General features: G+C 69.7%; 16 protein-coding genes. 5 read left to right on the top strand and 11 right to left on the bottom strand.

The genetic code is table 11. The features are described 5' to 3' along the window. The first annotated feature begins 14 nt into the window (after nucleotides 1-14). Nucleotides 15-1,691 (top strand): exodeoxyribonuclease V subunit alpha, encoded by a 1,677-nt coding sequence (gene recD, locus H7J06_RS27425; RefSeq protein WP_264042659.1) that lies wholly within the window; start codon nucleotides 15-17, stop codon nucleotides 1,689-1,691. Here recD and H7J06_RS27430 read toward each other — a convergent pair. Then, nucleotides 1,688-2,917 (bottom strand): FAD-dependent monooxygenase, encoded by a 1,230-nt coding sequence (locus H7J06_RS27430; protein WP_264042569.1) that lies wholly within the window; start codon nucleotides 2,915-2,917, stop codon nucleotides 1,688-1,690. The genes recD and H7J06_RS27430 overlap by 4 nt on opposite strands. A 70-nt stretch (nucleotides 2,918-2,987) precedes the next feature. Between H7J06_RS27430 and H7J06_RS27435 the strand changes: the two genes are divergently transcribed. After that, entirely contained in the window at nucleotides 2,988-3,584 is a 597-nt protein-coding gene (locus H7J06_RS27435; protein ID WP_264042570.1) for a TetR/AcrR family transcriptional regulator, read from the top strand. 26 nt (nucleotides 3,585-3,610) lie between these two features. Here the strand turns inward: H7J06_RS27435 and usfY are convergent, their stop codons facing one another. Both usfY and H7J06_RS27445 read right to left on the bottom strand, forming a co-directional pair. Beyond that, nucleotides 3,611-3,904: a protein UsfY gene (gene usfY / locus H7J06_RS27440; RefSeq protein ID WP_264042571.1), complete on the bottom strand. Its 294-nt coding sequence runs from the start codon at nucleotides 3,902-3,904 to the stop codon at nucleotides 3,611-3,613. Between the two features lie 64 nt (nucleotides 3,905-3,968). After that, on the bottom strand, nucleotides 3,969-4,424 hold the full coding sequence (locus H7J06_RS27445) for a carboxymuconolactone decarboxylase family protein (RefSeq protein ID WP_264042572.1): 456 nt from the start codon (nucleotides 4,422-4,424) through the stop codon (nucleotides 3,969-3,971). Nucleotides 4,425-4,483: 59 nt separating this feature from the next. Here H7J06_RS27445 and H7J06_RS27450 point away from each other — a divergent pair, with 59 nt between their 5' ends. Further along, nucleotides 4,484-4,816: a GNAT family N-acetyltransferase gene (locus tag H7J06_RS27450; protein WP_264042573.1), complete on the top strand. Its 333-nt coding sequence runs from the start codon at nucleotides 4,484-4,486 to the stop codon at nucleotides 4,814-4,816. Here the strand turns inward: H7J06_RS27450 and H7J06_RS27455 are convergent. The 8 genes from H7J06_RS27455 to H7J06_RS27490 all read right to left on the bottom strand — a co-directional run bounded on the left by H7J06_RS27455 (nucleotide 4,797) and on the right by H7J06_RS27490 (nucleotide 12,480). After that, the gene (locus H7J06_RS27455) at nucleotides 4,797-7,490 is read right to left on the bottom strand and encodes a fumarate reductase/succinate dehydrogenase flavoprotein subunit (RefSeq protein WP_264042574.1); all 2,694 of its coding nucleotides are present in this window, start codon (nucleotides 7,488-7,490) and stop codon (nucleotides 4,797-4,799) included. The genes H7J06_RS27450 and H7J06_RS27455 overlap by 20 nt on opposite strands. Then, nucleotides 7,490-8,239 (bottom strand): ABC transporter ATP-binding protein, encoded by a 750-nt coding sequence (locus tag H7J06_RS27460; RefSeq protein ID WP_264042575.1) that lies wholly within the window; start codon nucleotides 8,237-8,239, stop codon nucleotides 7,490-7,492. The genes H7J06_RS27455 and H7J06_RS27460 overlap by 1 nt, the downstream gene beginning before the upstream one ends. After that, the gene (locus H7J06_RS27465) at nucleotides 8,236-9,090 is read right to left on the bottom strand and encodes an ABC transporter permease (RefSeq protein ID WP_372515419.1); all 855 of its coding nucleotides are present in this window, start codon (nucleotides 9,088-9,090) and stop codon (nucleotides 8,236-8,238) included. The genes H7J06_RS27460 and H7J06_RS27465 overlap by 4 nt, the downstream gene beginning before the upstream one ends. Further along, nucleotides 9,087-10,514 (bottom strand): ABC transporter substrate-binding protein, encoded by a 1,428-nt coding sequence (locus H7J06_RS27470; RefSeq protein WP_264042576.1) that lies wholly within the window; start codon nucleotides 10,512-10,514, stop codon nucleotides 9,087-9,089. Before H7J06_RS27470 ends, H7J06_RS27465 begins: the two co-directional genes overlap by 4 nt. A 17-nt stretch (nucleotides 10,515-10,531) precedes the next feature. Next, the gene (locus H7J06_RS27475; RefSeq protein WP_149480443.1) at nucleotides 10,532-10,759 is read right to left on the bottom strand and encodes a 4Fe-4S dicluster domain-containing protein; all 228 of its coding nucleotides are present in this window, start codon (nucleotides 10,757-10,759) and stop codon (nucleotides 10,532-10,534) included. Beyond that, nucleotides 10,759-11,508 carry a GntR family transcriptional regulator gene (locus H7J06_RS27480; protein ID WP_264042577.1) on the bottom strand — a complete coding sequence of 250 codons (750 nt, stop codon included), beginning with the start codon at nucleotides 11,506-11,508 and terminating at the stop codon, nucleotides 10,759-10,761. The genes H7J06_RS27475 and H7J06_RS27480 overlap by 1 nt, the downstream gene beginning before the upstream one ends. Before the next feature lie 218 nt (nucleotides 11,509-11,726). After that, complete coding sequence (locus tag H7J06_RS27485; RefSeq protein WP_264042578.1) at nucleotides 11,727-11,960, bottom strand: hypothetical protein; 234 nt, start codon at nucleotides 11,958-11,960, stop codon at nucleotides 11,727-11,729. Between the two features lie 103 nt (nucleotides 11,961-12,063). Next, on the bottom strand, nucleotides 12,064-12,480 hold the full coding sequence (locus tag H7J06_RS27490; RefSeq protein WP_264042579.1) for a very short patch repair endonuclease: 417 nt from the start codon (nucleotides 12,478-12,480) through the stop codon (nucleotides 12,064-12,066). A 41-nt stretch (nucleotides 12,481-12,521) separates the two neighbouring features. Here H7J06_RS27490 and H7J06_RS27495 point away from each other — a divergent pair, with 41 nt between their 5' ends. Both H7J06_RS27495 and H7J06_RS27500 read left to right on the top strand, forming a co-directional pair. Then, nucleotides 12,522-13,784, top strand: a complete 1,263-nt coding sequence (locus tag H7J06_RS27495; protein WP_264042580.1) for a DNA cytosine methyltransferase — start codon at nucleotides 12,522-12,524, stop codon at nucleotides 13,782-13,784. Further along, nucleotides 13,772-14,914, top strand: coding sequence for a DNA cytosine methyltransferase (locus H7J06_RS27500; RefSeq protein WP_372515420.1), 1,143 nt, complete (start codon nucleotides 13,772-13,774; stop codon nucleotides 14,912-14,914). The genes H7J06_RS27495 and H7J06_RS27500 overlap by 13 nt, the downstream gene beginning before the upstream one ends. Nucleotides 14,915-14,921: the final 7 nt, after the last annotated feature.

Genomic DNA, 14,921 nt, shown 5'->3' on the forward strand with positions numbered 1-14,921 from the left:
TCGGCGCCACCGGGCTGCTGGCGGTGTTCAACGAGGCCGCGGTGATCGACGCCGCCGACGTGCTGGTCGCGCAGCGGCTCAGCGCCTTGGCCAAGGAGGACGACGAGCGGGTGACGCTGGCCCTCGCCCTGGTGGTGCGCGGGCTGCGCGCCGGTTCGGTGTGCCTGGACCTGCGGTCGGTCGAATCCCAGGTCGACGTCGCCGACCTGCCCTGGCCGGCGGTCGACGGCTGGCTGGCGGCCGTGTGGGCCAGCCCGCTGCTGGAGGCGCCGCACGTCCTGCGGCGGCAGGAACACCTGCTCTACCTCGACCGGTATTGGCGGGAGGAGGTACAGGTCGCCGACGACCTACGGGCCATGGTGTCGCGGGGCGCGGGGGCGTCGACTGCCGACGTCGAACGCCTCTTCCCGGCCGGTTACGAGGAGCAGCGCGAGGCCGCCGAAATTGCTCTCTCCCAACGGGTCACGGTCCTCACCGGCGGTCCGGGCACCGGCAAGACGACCACGGTCGCGCGGCTGCTGGCTCTGTTCGCCGGGCAGGCCGCGTCGGGAGCGCGGTTGCGCATCGCCCTGGCCGCACCCACGGGGAAGGCGGCCGCCCGGCTTCAGCAGGCGGTCCGCGAGGAGATCGGCGTACTGGACCTGGTCGACCAGCGGAGGCTCTCCGGGCTGCAGGCCACCACGCTGCACCGCCTGCTGGGCAGCCGCCCCGACAGTTCGTCGCGCTTTCGCCACCACCGCGGCAACCGACTGCCGCACGACGTCATCGTGGTCGACGAGACGTCGATGGTGTCGCTGACCATGATGGCCCGGCTGCTGGAGGCCGTGCGCCCGCAGTCCCGGCTGCTGCTGGTCGGCGACCCGGATCAGTTGGCCTCCGTCGACGCCGGGGCCGTGCTGGCCGACCTGGTGGACGGGCTGGGCGCGGGCACGGGCTCGCCGGTGGTGGCCCTGCGCACGTCGCACCGCTTCGGTGAATCGATTGGCGCGTTGGCCTCGGCGATCCGCGACGGGGACGCCGACACGGCGATCGCGGTGCTCGCGGCCGGCGGTGACCACGTCGAATGGATGGTCGACGACGATCCGGCCGTGGCCCTGCGCAAAGTGCTTCTGCCGCAAGCACTTGCGTTGCGCCAGGCTGCGATCCTAGGCGACGCCCGGGCTGCGCTGGAGACACTCGACGAGCACCGCCTGCTGTGCGCGCATCGCCGCGGACCCCACGGCGTACAGCACTGGAACCGTCAGGTCGAGCGGTGGCTCACCGAGTCGACGGGCGAACCGATCTGGTCGGACTGGTACGCGGGCCGCCCGGTGCTGGTGACGGCCAACGACTACGGGCTGAGCCTCTACAACGGCGACACCGGGGTGACGGTGAACGGGCCGGACGGGCTGCGGGCCGCGATCGCCGGCGGCGGTGAACCGCGGGCGTTTGCCACCAGCCGGCTGCCCGACCTGGAGACCATGTACGCCATGACGATCCACAAGAGCCAGGGCTCACAGGCCGCGGAGGTAACGGTGCTGATGCCGCCCGTCGACTCACGCCTGTTGACCCGTGAGCTGTTCTACACGGCGGTGACCCGAGCCAAGTCGAAGGTGCGGGTGGTGGGATCCGCCGACGAGGTGCGGGCGGCGATCGAGAAGAGGGCGGTCCGGGCGACGGGACTGGCTCTGCGGCTGCGGGATTCCCCCTAGACGCCCGACGTGCTCGCGACCCGAAGGTCGTATTCGGCCAGCGACAGGTCGGTGGCGGCCGTCCGCAGCGACGTCTGCAGCAGGTGCGCGAGCCCCAGTCGCTGCAGCCACGGCACCGTCACCAGCTTGGCGTTGCGGCGAAGCAGCTGGCCGGGCGTCCGCGAGATCACCGACGAGTCGGTCCGCAGCGCCAGGTTCTGGTTCTTCTCCACGTAGGCGCGCAGTCGACGTTCGTAGGCCGCGAACGCCGCGTCCGGATGGTCGCTTCGGACGAGTTCACTTGCCAGCACGTAGGCGCCGGCGATCGCGATGCTGGTGCCCTGCCCGGACAGGAACGCGGGCGCGTAGGCGGCGTCGCCGACCAGGGCGACTCGACCCGAACTCCAGGTGTCCATCCGGACCTGGCTGACCGTGTCGAAGTAGAGGTCCTCGGCGCCGGTCAACGTGTCGAGGACGTCGCCGGTGCGCCAACGGTCTTCGGCGAAGGCGCCGCGCACGGCGCCGAGGATCGCGCCGGTGTCGTGCCGGTCCACCGTGCCGGGCGCCGGGTGGACGAACGCCATGAAGGCCCGCGCCGGACTGCCGTCGGCCGGTCGCTCGACCATCGCGGTGCGGCCGACGTGCGAGTACATGAAACCCGTTCCGGGCGCGAACATGTCGCCCGGCAGGTCCCAGATCGCCGCGTACGGTCCCAGGTGCCGGACGAACTGGGACTCGTCGCCGAAGGCGAGGCGACGGACGTTCGAGTGGATGCCGTCGGCGCCGACGACCACGTCGACGGTCTGAGGCGAGCCGTGCCGGAAGGTGACGTCGACCCCGCGGTCGGTCTGCGTCAAGGTCTCGATCGAATCGCCGAAGACGTAGGTCACCCGGTCGCTCGTCGCGGCGAAGAGCACCTCGCTCAGCGCGCCGCGGGTGATCTCCACGTCGCCGGCCTCGGAGCTGTTGAGCAGCCTGCCGAAGTCCAGGGTGCAGAGTCGGCGGCCGCCGGGAGTGAGCAGCTGGACCGGTACGTGGCGGTAGCTCCGCTCGACGATCTGCCGGTGTTGACCCATCCGGCGGATCACGTCGACCGCCGTGCCGCGGACGTCCACCGGGTAGCCGCTGGTGCGGAGGCGCTCGGCGCGCTCGACGAGCGTGACGTCCCACCCGGCGTCGGCCAGCCAGTAGGCGAGTACGGGTCCGGCGATGCTCACGCCGGAGATGAGGGCGCTGCGTCTGGTCATGGAATTCCTCCGAGCTTTAGCTACATGAGTGTTGCTTATCGACGCTACTGTGCAGGGATAAGATACGCAAATGTCCTCTAAGGCGCAGGGGCTGCGCAGACGCGGAGCCGCCCTGGAAATCGCGATCCTGGACGCGGGGTGGGATCAGCTCCTCGACGGCGGCTACGAGCGATTCACCATCGAGTCGGTGGCCGAGCGTTCGTCGTCGGCCCGCTCGGTGCTGTACCGGCGGTGGCCGTCGCGACTGGACCTGCTGAAGGCCGTGATCCACCACCGCGGTGAGATCGACTCGATTCCCACCCCGGACACCGGCACGCTGCGCGGCGACGTGCTGGCCACCCTCACCGAGTTCAACGAACGACGGTCGCGCATCATCGGATTGATCGCGGCGCGACTCGGGGCGTTCTACGACGAAGCGGGCGGATCGCCACGCGAGATCCGCGCGTGGTTCGTCCCGGACGGGCCGTCGGTGATGGACACCGTGCTCGAGCGCGCCGTCGCCCGCGGCGAGATCGCCACGATGCCGCCCCCTCGCATCGTCGTGCTGCCGGTGGACCTGCTGCGGCACGAACTGTTCATGACGATGACGGCGGCGACGCCGGAGACCATCGTGGAGATCGTCGACGTCGTGTTTCTACCGCTGGCAAGGCAATTCGGCACGACCTGACAATTGGCCGCGCGCACCCCGGTGACCTACCGAGGCGGTCGATGGTCGGCCAGCCAGCGCTCCTCCACGCGCTTGACGCGATGATGCTCCAACGTGATCAGAACGGCGCCGGCGGTGACCAAGGCCCCGGCGATGAAGCCAAGGGGCAGTTGCCAATCCGGCCGGTTGTACGCCGTCGCCGCCAGGAACCCGGCGATAGTGGCGGTGCCGAGCATGATCAGGATCAGACCGGGCAACCACAGGGTGTCGATGAACGACTCACCGGCATGCGGTTGGGTGGTACGGGCGTGGTCGACGGGATCTCGATAGGCACCCTTCATCTGCATCTCCTTTCAGGAGAGATGCTCCGATCGTACGCCGTTTGTGAGCCAGGTCACAGTGCGGTCAGGGCCGAACCGGGTGGCGGCTGAGAAAAGACACCCGGTTGAACGCGTTGATGGCAGTCGCCACCCAAATGACGGCCGACAGCTCGTCGTCGGTGAGAACCTCTTGGGCGCGGGCATATTCACGTTCGGCGGTGTCGTGGTCGGGCAACGTCGTGGTGATCTCGGCCAGCCGCAGGGCGGCCCGCTCGCGGTCGTCGAACAACTCGGTGTCACGCCACACCGACAGGCAGGCGAGCTGCTTGTCGGTGACCCCGGCCGCGGCGGCACGGGCGTGGTGCACCTCCAGACAGGACGGGCAGCCGTTGAGCTGGGAGACGCGGACGTTGACCAATTCGGTCAGGCTGCGCGACAGTCCCACCTCTCGCGCGGCCTTCGTGACGGCGGTCGCGACGGTCACCATCGCGTGGTAGGCGTCGGGCGTCTGCTCGTCGACGTGTACGTGTCTCGGGTCCATCGCGCGCCTGTCGTCGGGAAGCTAGGGTCGGGTCGATCGTACGGAGCCAAGGGGGCGCGATGAGTGACCTGACGGACAACACCGGCGCACCGGTCGTGATCGCCCGTACGGGAGACACGTTCACGGTGGCGGTCGAGGGGCGGCCGGTGGGCCTCACGCGCTTCGTGGAACGCGACGACGACCGGGTGTTCGTGCACACCGAGGTCGAGCCGGCCTTTGGCGGCCGCGGCCTCGCCACGGTGCTGATCGCCCACGCACTCGCCGCGACCCGGGCCGACGGACGGCGCATCGTCGCACTGTGTCCGATGGTCGCCGCCTATCTGAAGAAGCACCACGACTTCGACGACGTCGTCGACCGCCCGACGCGCGAGATCATCGACTCACTGCGGTAGCAGCGAGGGCTTGGCGGGCATACGCCCGCACGTCGGCGTCGCCGTCCTCCAACGCCCCCTCGAGGGCGTCGCGCGCAGCCGACTCGGAGGCCGCCCACCGGGTCAGGCTCAACACCGCGGCCTTGCGCACGTCAAGGTGGGGATCGGTCAGTGCGCGCGACAGCGGGGGCACCGCGGCGGCCGGGGACGGCGCGCCAGCCAGCGCCCGGGCCGCACCCTGCCGGATCTGCCACGCGGACGCGTCGAGGGCGCCCTCGACGGCCGTCGCGTCGCCGTCGTCCCACGCGACCGACCCCATCGCCGCCAACGCCGCGGCCCGCACCAGCGGGTCGAAGTCCCCCACCAACGCCCGCACGGCGTCGCTTCCGGTGCGCAGCGTGCCCAGACCGTTGGCCACGGCGATGCGCACCTCGCGATTGGCATCCCCGCGCGCGGCGGCGACCCCGCCCGCGTCGTCGACCGACACCAACGCCCGGACCGCCTCGATCCGCACGCGATGATCCCGGTCGGCCAGCGCGCGGCGATACTGCTCCGCCCCGCCCGCCCGCCGAGCACTGAGCACGTACACCGCGACGCTGCGCACCACGGGATCGTCGGAGCCCAGGGCGGCAGCCAATGCCTCGGGTTCGGGAAGCACCTCGACGAGCTCGCGCGCACCGTCGGCCGCGATCCGCCTGACCTCGGCGTCGGCGTCGGCCAACGCGACTACCAACGCCGTCGCCCAGCCGTCGGCGAGATGCTCGGTGAGCACGTCGACCGCCGTGCGCCGGACGCCGGGGTCGTCGTCGACCAGGTACGGCGTCAGGTCCTCGAGGGTGGGCTCGTCCAGTGCGAGCACGGCGGCGATCCGCGGAGACGGGGGCTGGCCGGCGGGGTCGACGACGCGCGACACGGCGCTGGCCGGAGCCTGCCCGCCCACCAGGTCGGGCTGGGCGACGACGACGGATTCGGTTTCCCCGCTGGGTAATTGGTCGAGACCGGGAACGGGGACGAAGTACGGTGCGACGGGCCGCTTGAGGAACTCCATGTCGCCGTCGGGAGTCAGGCGGAGGTTGAGGTGATAGCGCCAGCCGACGTCGTCGCGCTCGGGGATGTCGCTACGGTCGTGATACAGACCCCACCGCGATTCGGTGCGCGTCAGGGAGGACCTGGCGGCCATCTCGGCACAGTCGCGAATGAACGACACCTCGACGGCACGCATCAGCTCGTGTGGCGTCGTCGCGCCGATCGCCGCCACCTCGTCGCGCATCCGGTCGAAGGTCTGCACCGCCAGCGACAGCTTCGCCGCCGTCTTGGGCGGCGCGACGTAGTCGTTGACGAACCGGCGCAGCTTGTACTCGACCTGCGGCTGCGGTGGCCCGTCCGGGTGGCGCAGCGGCCGGTAGATCAGCTCGTGCGCGGCGGCAATCTGGTCGGCCGGGAGCACGTCCGGCGTGGCGGCGTCCGCCAGCGTCGTCGCCGCGTGTGCGCCGGCGAGTTCTCCGTAGACGAACGCACCGATCATGTAGTTGTGCGGAACGCAGGCCAGGTCACCGGCCGCGTAGAGCCCCGGCACGGTGGTGCGGGCATTCTCGTCCACCCAGACGCCCGACGCCGAATGCCCACCGCAGAGCCCGATCTCGGAGATGTGCATCTCGACGTCGTGGGTGCGGTAGTCGTGGCCGCGGTTGGCGTGGAACGTGCCGCGGGTGGGCCGCTCGGTGGTGTGCAGGATGCCTTCGAGCGTGCTGAGCGTCTCGTCGGGCAGGTGACTCACCTTGAGGTAGATCGGGCCACGCGCGGACTCGATCTCGCTCTTGACCTCTGCCATCATCTGCCCGGACCAGTAGTCGGAGTCGACGAAGCGCTCGCCGAGAGCGTTGACCTGATAGCCGCCAAAGGGATTCGCGACGTAGGCGCACGCGGGGCCGTTGTAGTCCTTGATCAACGGGTTGATCTGGAAGCACTCGATGCCAGAGAGCTCCGCGCCGGCGTGCAGTGCCATGGAGTAGCCGTCGCCGGCGTTGGTCGGATTCTCGTAGGTGCCGTATAGATATCCCGACGCCGGCAGGCCCAGCCGGCCGCACGGACCCGTCGCGAGGACGACGGCCTTCGCCCTCACCACGACGAAGTCGCCAGTGCGGCTGTTCAGCGCGACGGCCCCCACGGCGCGGCCGTCACTGGTGAGCACGCGCACCGGCACCAAGCGGTTCTCGATGCGAATCTTCTCCCGCATCGTCCGCTGCCGCAGCACGCGGTAGAGAGCCTTCTTGACGTCCTTGCCCTCCGGCATCGGCAGCACGTACGAGCCGGAGCGGTGCACGCGGCGCACCGCGTATTCACCGTGCTCGTCCTTCTCGAACTTCACCCCGTAGCGCTCCAGCCGCTGCACCATCGCGAACCCGCGGGTCGCGGTCTGATAGATGGTGCGCTGGTTGACGATTCCGTCGTTGGCGCGGGTGATCTCGGCGACGTAGTCCTCCGGCGTGGCCTTGCCGGGGATGACCGCGTTGTTCACCCCGTCCATGCCCATCGCCAACGCGCCGGAATGCCGAACGTGGGCCTTCTCCATCAGCAGCACCTGCGCGCCGTGCTCGGCGGCGGTCAGCGCGGCCATCGTGCCGGCGGTACCGCCGCCGATCACCAGGACGTCACACTCCATCTGGATGGCGTCGTCGATCGGGGGAATCTGCATCAGCTCACCAAGTCCGAATCATCTAGTGCGGAAATCGCTTCAGCCCTCAGCGCGCTTCGCGACACGTCGGGGTTGCGGGGCGACGGCACCTCGAGCACCGCACGCAGCGGTCGGCCCGCGCGACCGAGGACCGCGATGCGGTCGCCAAGGAGAAGTGCCTCGTCGACGTCGTGGGTGACGAAGACGACGGTCGTCGGGTGGGCCCGCCACGTGTCGACGAGCAACCGCTGCATCGTCGCGCGGGTCTGGGTGTCCAGGGCGCCGAAGGGCTCGTCCATCATGACCGCCCGGGGCGCCCCCGCCAGCCCACGGGCCAACTGGACCCGCTGCCGCATGCCCCCGGACAGGCTCTTCGGCAGGTAGCGTTCGAAGCCGGTCAACCCCACGTCGGCGATCCAGCGCAGGGCCTCCTCACGACGGCCGCTGCGCGGTCGGCCGGCGAGCTTGAGTGCCAGCTCGACGTTGGATTGCACGGTGCGCCAGGGCAATAACGCGTTGTCCTGGAAGACCATCGCCCGGTCGCGCGACGTGGTGACGATGGGAGCGCCGTCGGCCAGCAGGTCCCCTCGATCCGGCGTCAGCAGCCCGGCGAGCGCCCGCAGGACGGTCGACTTGCCGCAGCCCGACGGGCCGGTCAGCACCAGGATCTCACCGGGACGGACGTCGAGGTGCAGACCGTCGACGACCGGCGCACCGCCGTAGCTCAGGACCACGTCCCGCAGCGTCAGGCTCATCCCCTCGCCGGTCATCGGTTCGCCCCCTGGCCACGCGGCAGCCAACCGGTCACCCGTCTGCCGATCAGTTCCACGGCCGCGGAGGTGACGAAGCCCAGCACACCGATGGTGATGATCCCGACGAACACCTCGGGATAGGCCAACACGGTGTAGGCCTGCCAGGTGCGATACCCGACGCCGAGGCGGCCGGAGATCATCTCGGCGGAGATGACGCAGATCCACGCCACGCCGATGCCCACCGAGAGCCCGCCGAAGACACCGGGGAGGATGCCCGGCAACACGACTCGGACGAGGACGTCCCACCGGTTGCCGCCCAGCGTGCGCACCGAGTCCTCCCACAGCGTGGGCAGGGCGCGCACGGCGTGGCGGGTGCTGACCATGATGGGGAAGTACGCCGCGAGGAAGGTGATGAAGACGATCCCGGCCTCGTCGGTGGGGAACAGCAGGATCGCGACGGGCACGATGGCGATGGCGGGGATGGGACGGGCCAGCTCGACGAGCGGACCGAAGACGTTGGCGGCCTTCGGCGACCGGCCGAGCATGATGCCGGTGACGACGCCCACCACCGCCGCGAGCGCGAAGCCGGTGAGGATGCGAATCAGCGACTGGCCGAGGTCGAGCCAGTAGTCCTCGGTGGCCACGCGGCGCGCGAACGCCGACGCGATCTCTGTGACGGTGGGCAGGGTGTCGAAGCGCAGCCACAGCCGTACGTGGTTGGCGGTCAACACCTGCCAGAGTGCGACGACCGCGGCCACCGATCCGATGCGCACCAGCACGGCGGGCCACCCCCGTCGCCGGGACGACGCGGTGGCCGCGACGGCGACGGCGGGCTCGTCGACGGTCAGCACCGCGGGCGGGGCCGTCACACCGCACCCGCCAGCGCCTGCTGGTAGTCGACGACGGACGCGCCGGGATGGGTTCCGGTGTAGCGCTCGGCGCCGGCGGTGGTGCCGAAGGGCAGGAAGTCGCGCCCGTCGCGGACCCACACGGACTTGTCGGCGAACCATCGGGTGCCGAACTCGGCGTCGGACACGTAGGCGGCGCGGACCTTCTCGCCGTGCGCGGTGGCGTCACGAACGGCGCGCAGCAGGCAGCCGGGGTTGGCGGCGGGCTGGGTGGCGTCCTTGCCGTCGACCCACAGTTCACCGGCGAGCTTGGGATCGGACACCGCGACGTTGCACACCGGATCCCGCCCCTTCAGCGGCGACGGGTTGGTCGCCGAGTTCAGCGCGGCGTCGTAGTCCTGGCCGCGAGCCGAGAAGGCCTTGCGGATCGCCTGGTCGGAGACGAAGCCGTCGACGTTGAGGTCGGCGAAGTCACCGATGGACTTCAGGTACGGCACGTCACCCTTGAGCGCTTGGACCAGTGAGGGTTTCAGCGTGCTGTCGAAGCTGGTGCCGCCGGGGCCGTTGTAGAGGTAGACCACCTCCTGCGGCAGACCACTTCCGTCGGCGACGATCTTGGCTGCCTCCAGCGGGTTCTGGTTCAGGAAGTCGGTAGCGTCGAGTTGCGACTGCAGGAAGGCGTCGAGCACCTCTGGGTGCCGACCGGCGTAGTCGCGGCGGACCACCACGCCGTGGAAGGTGGGATAGTCACCCTCCGCACCGTCGTAGAGCAACTTGGCCTTGTTCTGGAAGACCAGCAGGCCCGGCCACGCCACGAACTGCGAGAGTGCCTGCACCTGACCGGATTCCAACGCCGAGGCACCCACCTGAGGTTGTTGGTTGAGCACCTCGACACCGGTCTTCGGGTCGACGCCCGCCGTGTCGAGCGCGCGCACCAGCGTGCCGTGCCCCGCCGATCCGACACTGGCGGACACCTTTTGACCCTTGAGGTCGTCGACGCTGCGCGCCGTCGACGCGGGCGGCACGACGATCATGTTGAGGGAACCGGTCGGGCTGTAGCCGGTGACGGAGACGAGCTCCGTCTTGGCCCGCTCGTTGGCCTGGGTCTTGGACCCGTTGATCAGCAGCGGGTAGTCACCCATCGAGCCGATGTCGATCTTCTCGGCGACCATCTGGGCGGTGATGGGTGCGCCGGTGTCGTAGTCCTGCCACTGCACGTTGTAGTGCACGCCGGAGGTCTTGGTGATGTCGTCGAGCCGCTTCTCCAGGAAACCCTTGGCCTTCAACAGGGTTCCTGCGGTGACGGTGTTGATGGTCTTGGATTGGTAACCGACGACCACGTTCACGGTGTCGGTGTCGGCGGATTGGGACGTGGAGTCCAGCGAGCAGGATGACGCGGTGAGGGTGGTGGCGGCAGCAAGCATCGCCACGAGTGTGCGTTTCATTGACGTTCCCGGGTGTCTTAGCGGATGAGGAAGGGCATGTTGACGGTGACGGCGCCGGTGGGACAGCGCGCGGCACACGGTCCGCAGTACCAACATTCGTCGACGTGCATGAACGCCTTGCCGTTCTCCGGGTTGATGGCCAATGAGTCCAGCGGACAGATCTCGACGCAGAGGGTGCAACCCTCGATGCAGAGCGACTCGTCGATCGTCACCGGTACGTCGACGCGTTGGTTGACCAGGGCCATCAGATTCCCCTAACTAGGTTGCCGCGCAGCGTGATTCGATCCCCACGCATGCGGATGTACTCGAGGTCGACGGGACGCCCGTCGTCCAGGTGGGTGAGCCGTTCCAGGAGCAGCACCGGGGTGCCGTCTGGCACCTGCAGCAGGGCAGCGGAATGGGGGTCCGCGGGCACCGCTTCGACCGCGAGGTTCGCCTCGCCAAGGCGCTGGCCGGTGACCTGTTCGATGAGCGCGAATACGTCGTTCACCTCGAGGCTGTGTTCGAGGACCTCGCGGCCGACGTCGGGCGCCAAGTAGGTCATGTCGAGGGACAGCGGAAGGTCTCCGAGGTAACGCAACCGCTCGACGAACACCGCGGGCTCGCCGGGGCTCAGCTTCAGACGGTTCGCGACCGCGGGCGGCGCTGCCACCGTCATCGCGGCGCGGACCTCGTTGCGGATGTCGCCGTAGCCCTTGAACGTTTCCTTCAGTCCGACGAGCGAATCGAGTCCGTGGTCGTACTTGCGGATGGCGACGTGGGTGCCCGTGCGGGGGCCGCGGTCGATGATGCCCTCGTCCTTGAGCGTGGCGAGCGCCTCGCGGACGGTGTTGCGGGAGACGAAGAAGTCGGTCGCCAGGTCACCCTCGGTGGGCAACCCGTCGGGATAGCCGCCAGCGTGGATCTGGTGGCGAAGCACGTCGGCCACCAGACGGGCCTGGTCCGCCCGCGGCCGACGGATGGGTGTCGGCTCCAGAGGATTCCGGTTGGCCATCGCCACCTCCTGGGCTGTGGTCTGTGACTGACCTGCTCGCAGACGGTATCGGCGCACGTGAGGGCTCTTGGCCCGGCGCCGTTGGGACCGGATCGGGGCCCGACGATTGCGCCGGTGCGGGCCTCCGCGGACCTGCTGTTAGACCGCCGGGTTCGGCGATTGCGCCACCAGCGATCGGAGGCGACGGTTTTGAATCGCGCTGATCCGAAGGTGGGCGCTCAAACGCAGATGTTGACGAAGTACAGCCCGGGGTTGGCGCACATGCCATTTCCCCCGTAAGCGGCGTACGGCGAGGGGACGGTGGCGTGGTCGTCCGTCTGGCTGCTGGTGCCCTGCACCGAGGGCACATTGGGATCGGCGGGAGCGGCGTTGGCCACCCCGGCGCCGAGGGATCCGAACGCCAGCGCACCCGCGACGGCGACACCAGCTGCGACGGCCTTGAGATCGATCATGTTTCACCCCGTTGCTCGAAGAACTAGTGAGCACAACTAACCAAGGAGGTGATTAATTCCGCAAGGTGGATGTGACGGCTACCACCCATTCCCGACGCGTGCGTCAAACGCGGGCGCGGACGATCGTCTCGACGCGACGCGCGGCCTCCACCGCGTCCTCGTGCTCCCAGACCCGCACGCTCACCCAGCCCGCCTCGGCCAGTCGACCGTCGGTGTCGCGGTCCCGTTTCCGGTTGCCCTCCACCTTGTCGGCCCAGAACTTGGCGTTCGCCGACGCCACGGTGTGGTGCTCGGGGCAACCGTGCCAAAAGCAGCCGTCGAGGAACACCGCGACCTTTGCCCGCGGGAACACCAGATCGGCCGTGCGCCGCACCCCGGCCAGCGGTTTCGCCGACACCCGATACCGCAAACCCCTGGCGTGCACCGCCGAGCGCAGCGCCAGTTCCGGCTTGGTGTCGCGGCTCTTGTTGGACTGCATGCGCGCCCGCGCCTCGGGTGAGGACGCCCAGGACTCGGCCATGCCTCCACACTATTGGCGAACTCGCTGCATACCATCGGCAGGTGAGCACCACCGCCGACGTCGCCCGCGACGTCGGGCTCGAACGCTTCCGCACCCGCAACGGCAGCTACGAACGGATGCTGTCCCGGCGCGACGGCCGCCAGACCGCCAGTGCGCTGGCCGGCTACCGCGGCACGGAGACCCGGGCGACGTGCGCCGACGAGGCCGAGCGCGCCTGGTTGCAGAGCCGCGTGGCACCGCCCAGCGGCGCGGCCGGGACGGCGTTGCGCGTGGTCGACCTGTTCTCCGGCTGCGGTGGGCTGTCCATCGGATTGGCGGAGGCCGCGCGCGCCCTGAACCGGTCGTTCGAACCTGTGCTCGCCGTCGACGTCGACGCGGTGGCCGCCCAGACCTATGCCGACAACTTCCCGTCGGCGGTCACCCTCACCCAAGACGTGGAGGACGTGTTCCCCGGACGCGTCGGCGCCCGGTTGACCCCGACCGAACGCCTGCTCGCCACGCGGCACGCGGGCGTCGACGTGTTGGTGGGCGGGCCGCCCTGCCAGGGACACAGCGACTTCAACAACCGCACCCGCCACTCCGACGACAAGAACGAGCTGTACCGCACCATGGTCAGGGCGGCAGAAGTGCTTGCGCCCCGGCACGTCCTGATCGAGAACGTGCCGGGGGCGGTCAACGACCGCAGGGCCGTCGTCCAACGCACCGCCGACGCACTCGACGCGCTCGGATACCGGGTGTCCGTCGGGGTGGTCGACCTCAGCCAGATCGGCGTCCCCCAGCGTCGGCGACGACTGGTGCTGATGGCCAGCCTGACCCACTCCGTCACCGTCGCCGAGGTCGTCGACCGGCATCGCAGGAACGGCCGTTCGGTGGCGTGGGCGTTTCAGGACCTCGAGGCCGTACCCGAGTCGGGCCGGTTGGTCGACGAGCCCGCCCGCTCGGCACCGGCGACGCGGCAACGCATCGACTACCTCTTCGAGAACGGCGACTTCGACCTGCCCGACCGGCAACGCCCGGCCTGCCACGCCTCCGGCGGCCACAGCTACAAGGCGATCTACGGCCGCCTGGCGTGGGACCGACCGTCGCAGACCATCACCACGGGTTTCTACAGCATGTGCATGGGCCGCTACGTGCATCCCAGCAGGCGTCGCACCATCACCGCGCACGAAGCCGCACGGCTGCAATACATTCCGGACTGGTTCTCCTTCGACGGCGTCACCCGTCGCACCGCGCTGGCGCGCATGATCGGCAACGCAGTGCCCTCGCGCCTGAGCTATGCCGTTGCGGTGGAATGGCTCCGGTGAACCTCAGGGTCGCCGGGCTGTTCGCGGGCATCGGTGGCCTCGAGTTGGGCATGGCGGCCAGTGGTCATCACGCGCATCTGCTGGTCGAAAACTCCACGCCCGCCATGCACGTGCTACGCCGGCGGTTCCCCGACACCAAGTTGGAGGCCGACGTCCGTGACGTCGCCTCGCTGCCGAAGGGGACCGACCTCGTCGTCGCGGGCTTCCCCTGCCAGGATCTCAGCAGTGTCGGCCGCAAGGCCGGAATCGTCGGCGCCAGAAGCAGTCTGGTCGGCGAGGTACTGCGGCTGCTGGACGGCGGCGACGTGCCGTGGGTGGTGCTGGAGAACGTGCCGTTCCTCATTTCGTTGGGCCGGGGAGCCGCACTGCGGGTCGTGACGTCCGCGTTGACCGAACTGGGCTACCGGTGGGCCTACCGGGTCGTCGACACGCACGCCTTCGGCTTGCCGCAGCGGCGCAACCGCTGGTACCTGGTGGGTTCGCGGGTCGGCGATCCACGCGACGTCCTGCTGGCCGACGACTGCGTGAAACCGCCCGAGGCGTACGGGTATCCGGACGTCGCCTGCGGCTTCTACTGGACCGAGGGCATGCGCTCCTTCGGTTGGGCAGTCGACGCGGTGCCGCCGATCAAGTGCGGGTCGTCGATCGGGGTGCCGTCTCCCCCGGCCATTCGCCTGCCGTCGGGGAACTACGTGACCCCCGACCTTCGGGACACCGAACGGCTGCAAGGCTTTCCCGTCGACTGGACCGCACCCGCCGAGGAGGTCGCCCGGCGCGGCGAACGATGGCGAATGGTCGGCAATTCGGTGAGCGTGCCCGTGGCGGCGTGGATCGGCGGACGCCTCGCCCGCCCCGGCCACTACGACCCGTCGGCCGATCGGCCGTGGGACGGTACGAAGTGGTCGCGCCGGGCGGCGTGGGCCGATCTGGACGGCGTGGTGCACGTCTCCGACGTCGGGCCGTGGCCGGTGTGGGAGCCGCGAGTGCCGTTGGCGGACTTCCTCGAATTTCCCGGCAAGCCGTTGTCGGCCAGGGCGGCCACGGGATTCATCCGGCGGACGCAGAAGGGCTCGTTGCGGTTCCCGGCGGGGTTCGTCGACGAGCTGGGGGCCTACGCGGCCCTCGGCTGACGGTCTC

Source organism: Mycolicibacterium hodleri (assembly GCF_025822245.1).
GTDB lineage: Bacteria > Actinomycetota > Actinomycetes > Mycobacteriales > Mycobacteriaceae > Mycobacterium > Mycobacterium hodleri.

Excerpts from the sequence above, each read along its gene's own strand:
- H7J06_RS27430 (WP_264042569.1), bottom strand. The coding sequence starts at position 2,917 with ATGACCAGACGCAGCGCCCTCATCTCCGGCGTGAGCATCGCCGGACCC.
- H7J06_RS27435 (WP_264042570.1), top strand. The coding sequence starts at position 2,988 with ATGTCCTCTAAGGCGCAGGGGCTGCGCAGACGCGGAGCCGCCCTGGAA.
- usfY (WP_264042571.1), bottom strand. The coding sequence starts at position 3,904 with ATGAAGGGTGCCTATCGAGATCCCGTCGACCACGCCCGTACCACCCAA.
- H7J06_RS27445 (WP_264042572.1), bottom strand. The coding sequence starts at position 4,424 with ATGGACCCGAGACACGTACACGTCGACGAGCAGACGCCCGACGCCTAC.
- H7J06_RS27450 (WP_264042573.1), top strand. The coding sequence starts at position 4,484 with ATGAGTGACCTGACGGACAACACCGGCGCACCGGTCGTGATCGCCCGT.
- H7J06_RS27455 (WP_264042574.1), bottom strand. The coding sequence starts at position 7,490 with ATGCAGATTCCCCCGATCGACGACGCCATCCAGATGGAGTGTGACGTC.
- H7J06_RS27460 (WP_264042575.1), bottom strand. The coding sequence starts at position 8,239 with ATGACCGGCGAGGGGATGAGCCTGACGCTGCGGGACGTGGTCCTGAGC.
- H7J06_RS27470 (WP_264042576.1), bottom strand. The coding sequence starts at position 10,514 with ATGAAACGCACACTCGTGGCGATGCTTGCTGCCGCCACCACCCTCACC.
- H7J06_RS27475 (WP_149480443.1), bottom strand. The coding sequence starts at position 10,759 with ATGGCCCTGGTCAACCAACGCGTCGACGTACCGGTGACGATCGACGAG.
- H7J06_RS27480 (WP_264042577.1), bottom strand. The coding sequence starts at position 11,508 with ATGGCCAACCGGAATCCTCTGGAGCCGACACCCATCCGTCGGCCGCGG.
- H7J06_RS27485 (WP_264042578.1), bottom strand. The coding sequence starts at position 11,960 with ATGATCGATCTCAAGGCCGTCGCAGCTGGTGTCGCCGTCGCGGGTGCG.
- H7J06_RS27490 (WP_264042579.1), bottom strand. The coding sequence starts at position 12,480 with ATGGCCGAGTCCTGGGCGTCCTCACCCGAGGCGCGGGCGCGCATGCAG.
- H7J06_RS27500 (WP_372515420.1), top strand. The coding sequence starts at position 13,772 with ATGGCTCCGGTGAACCTCAGGGTCGCCGGGCTGTTCGCGGGCATCGGT.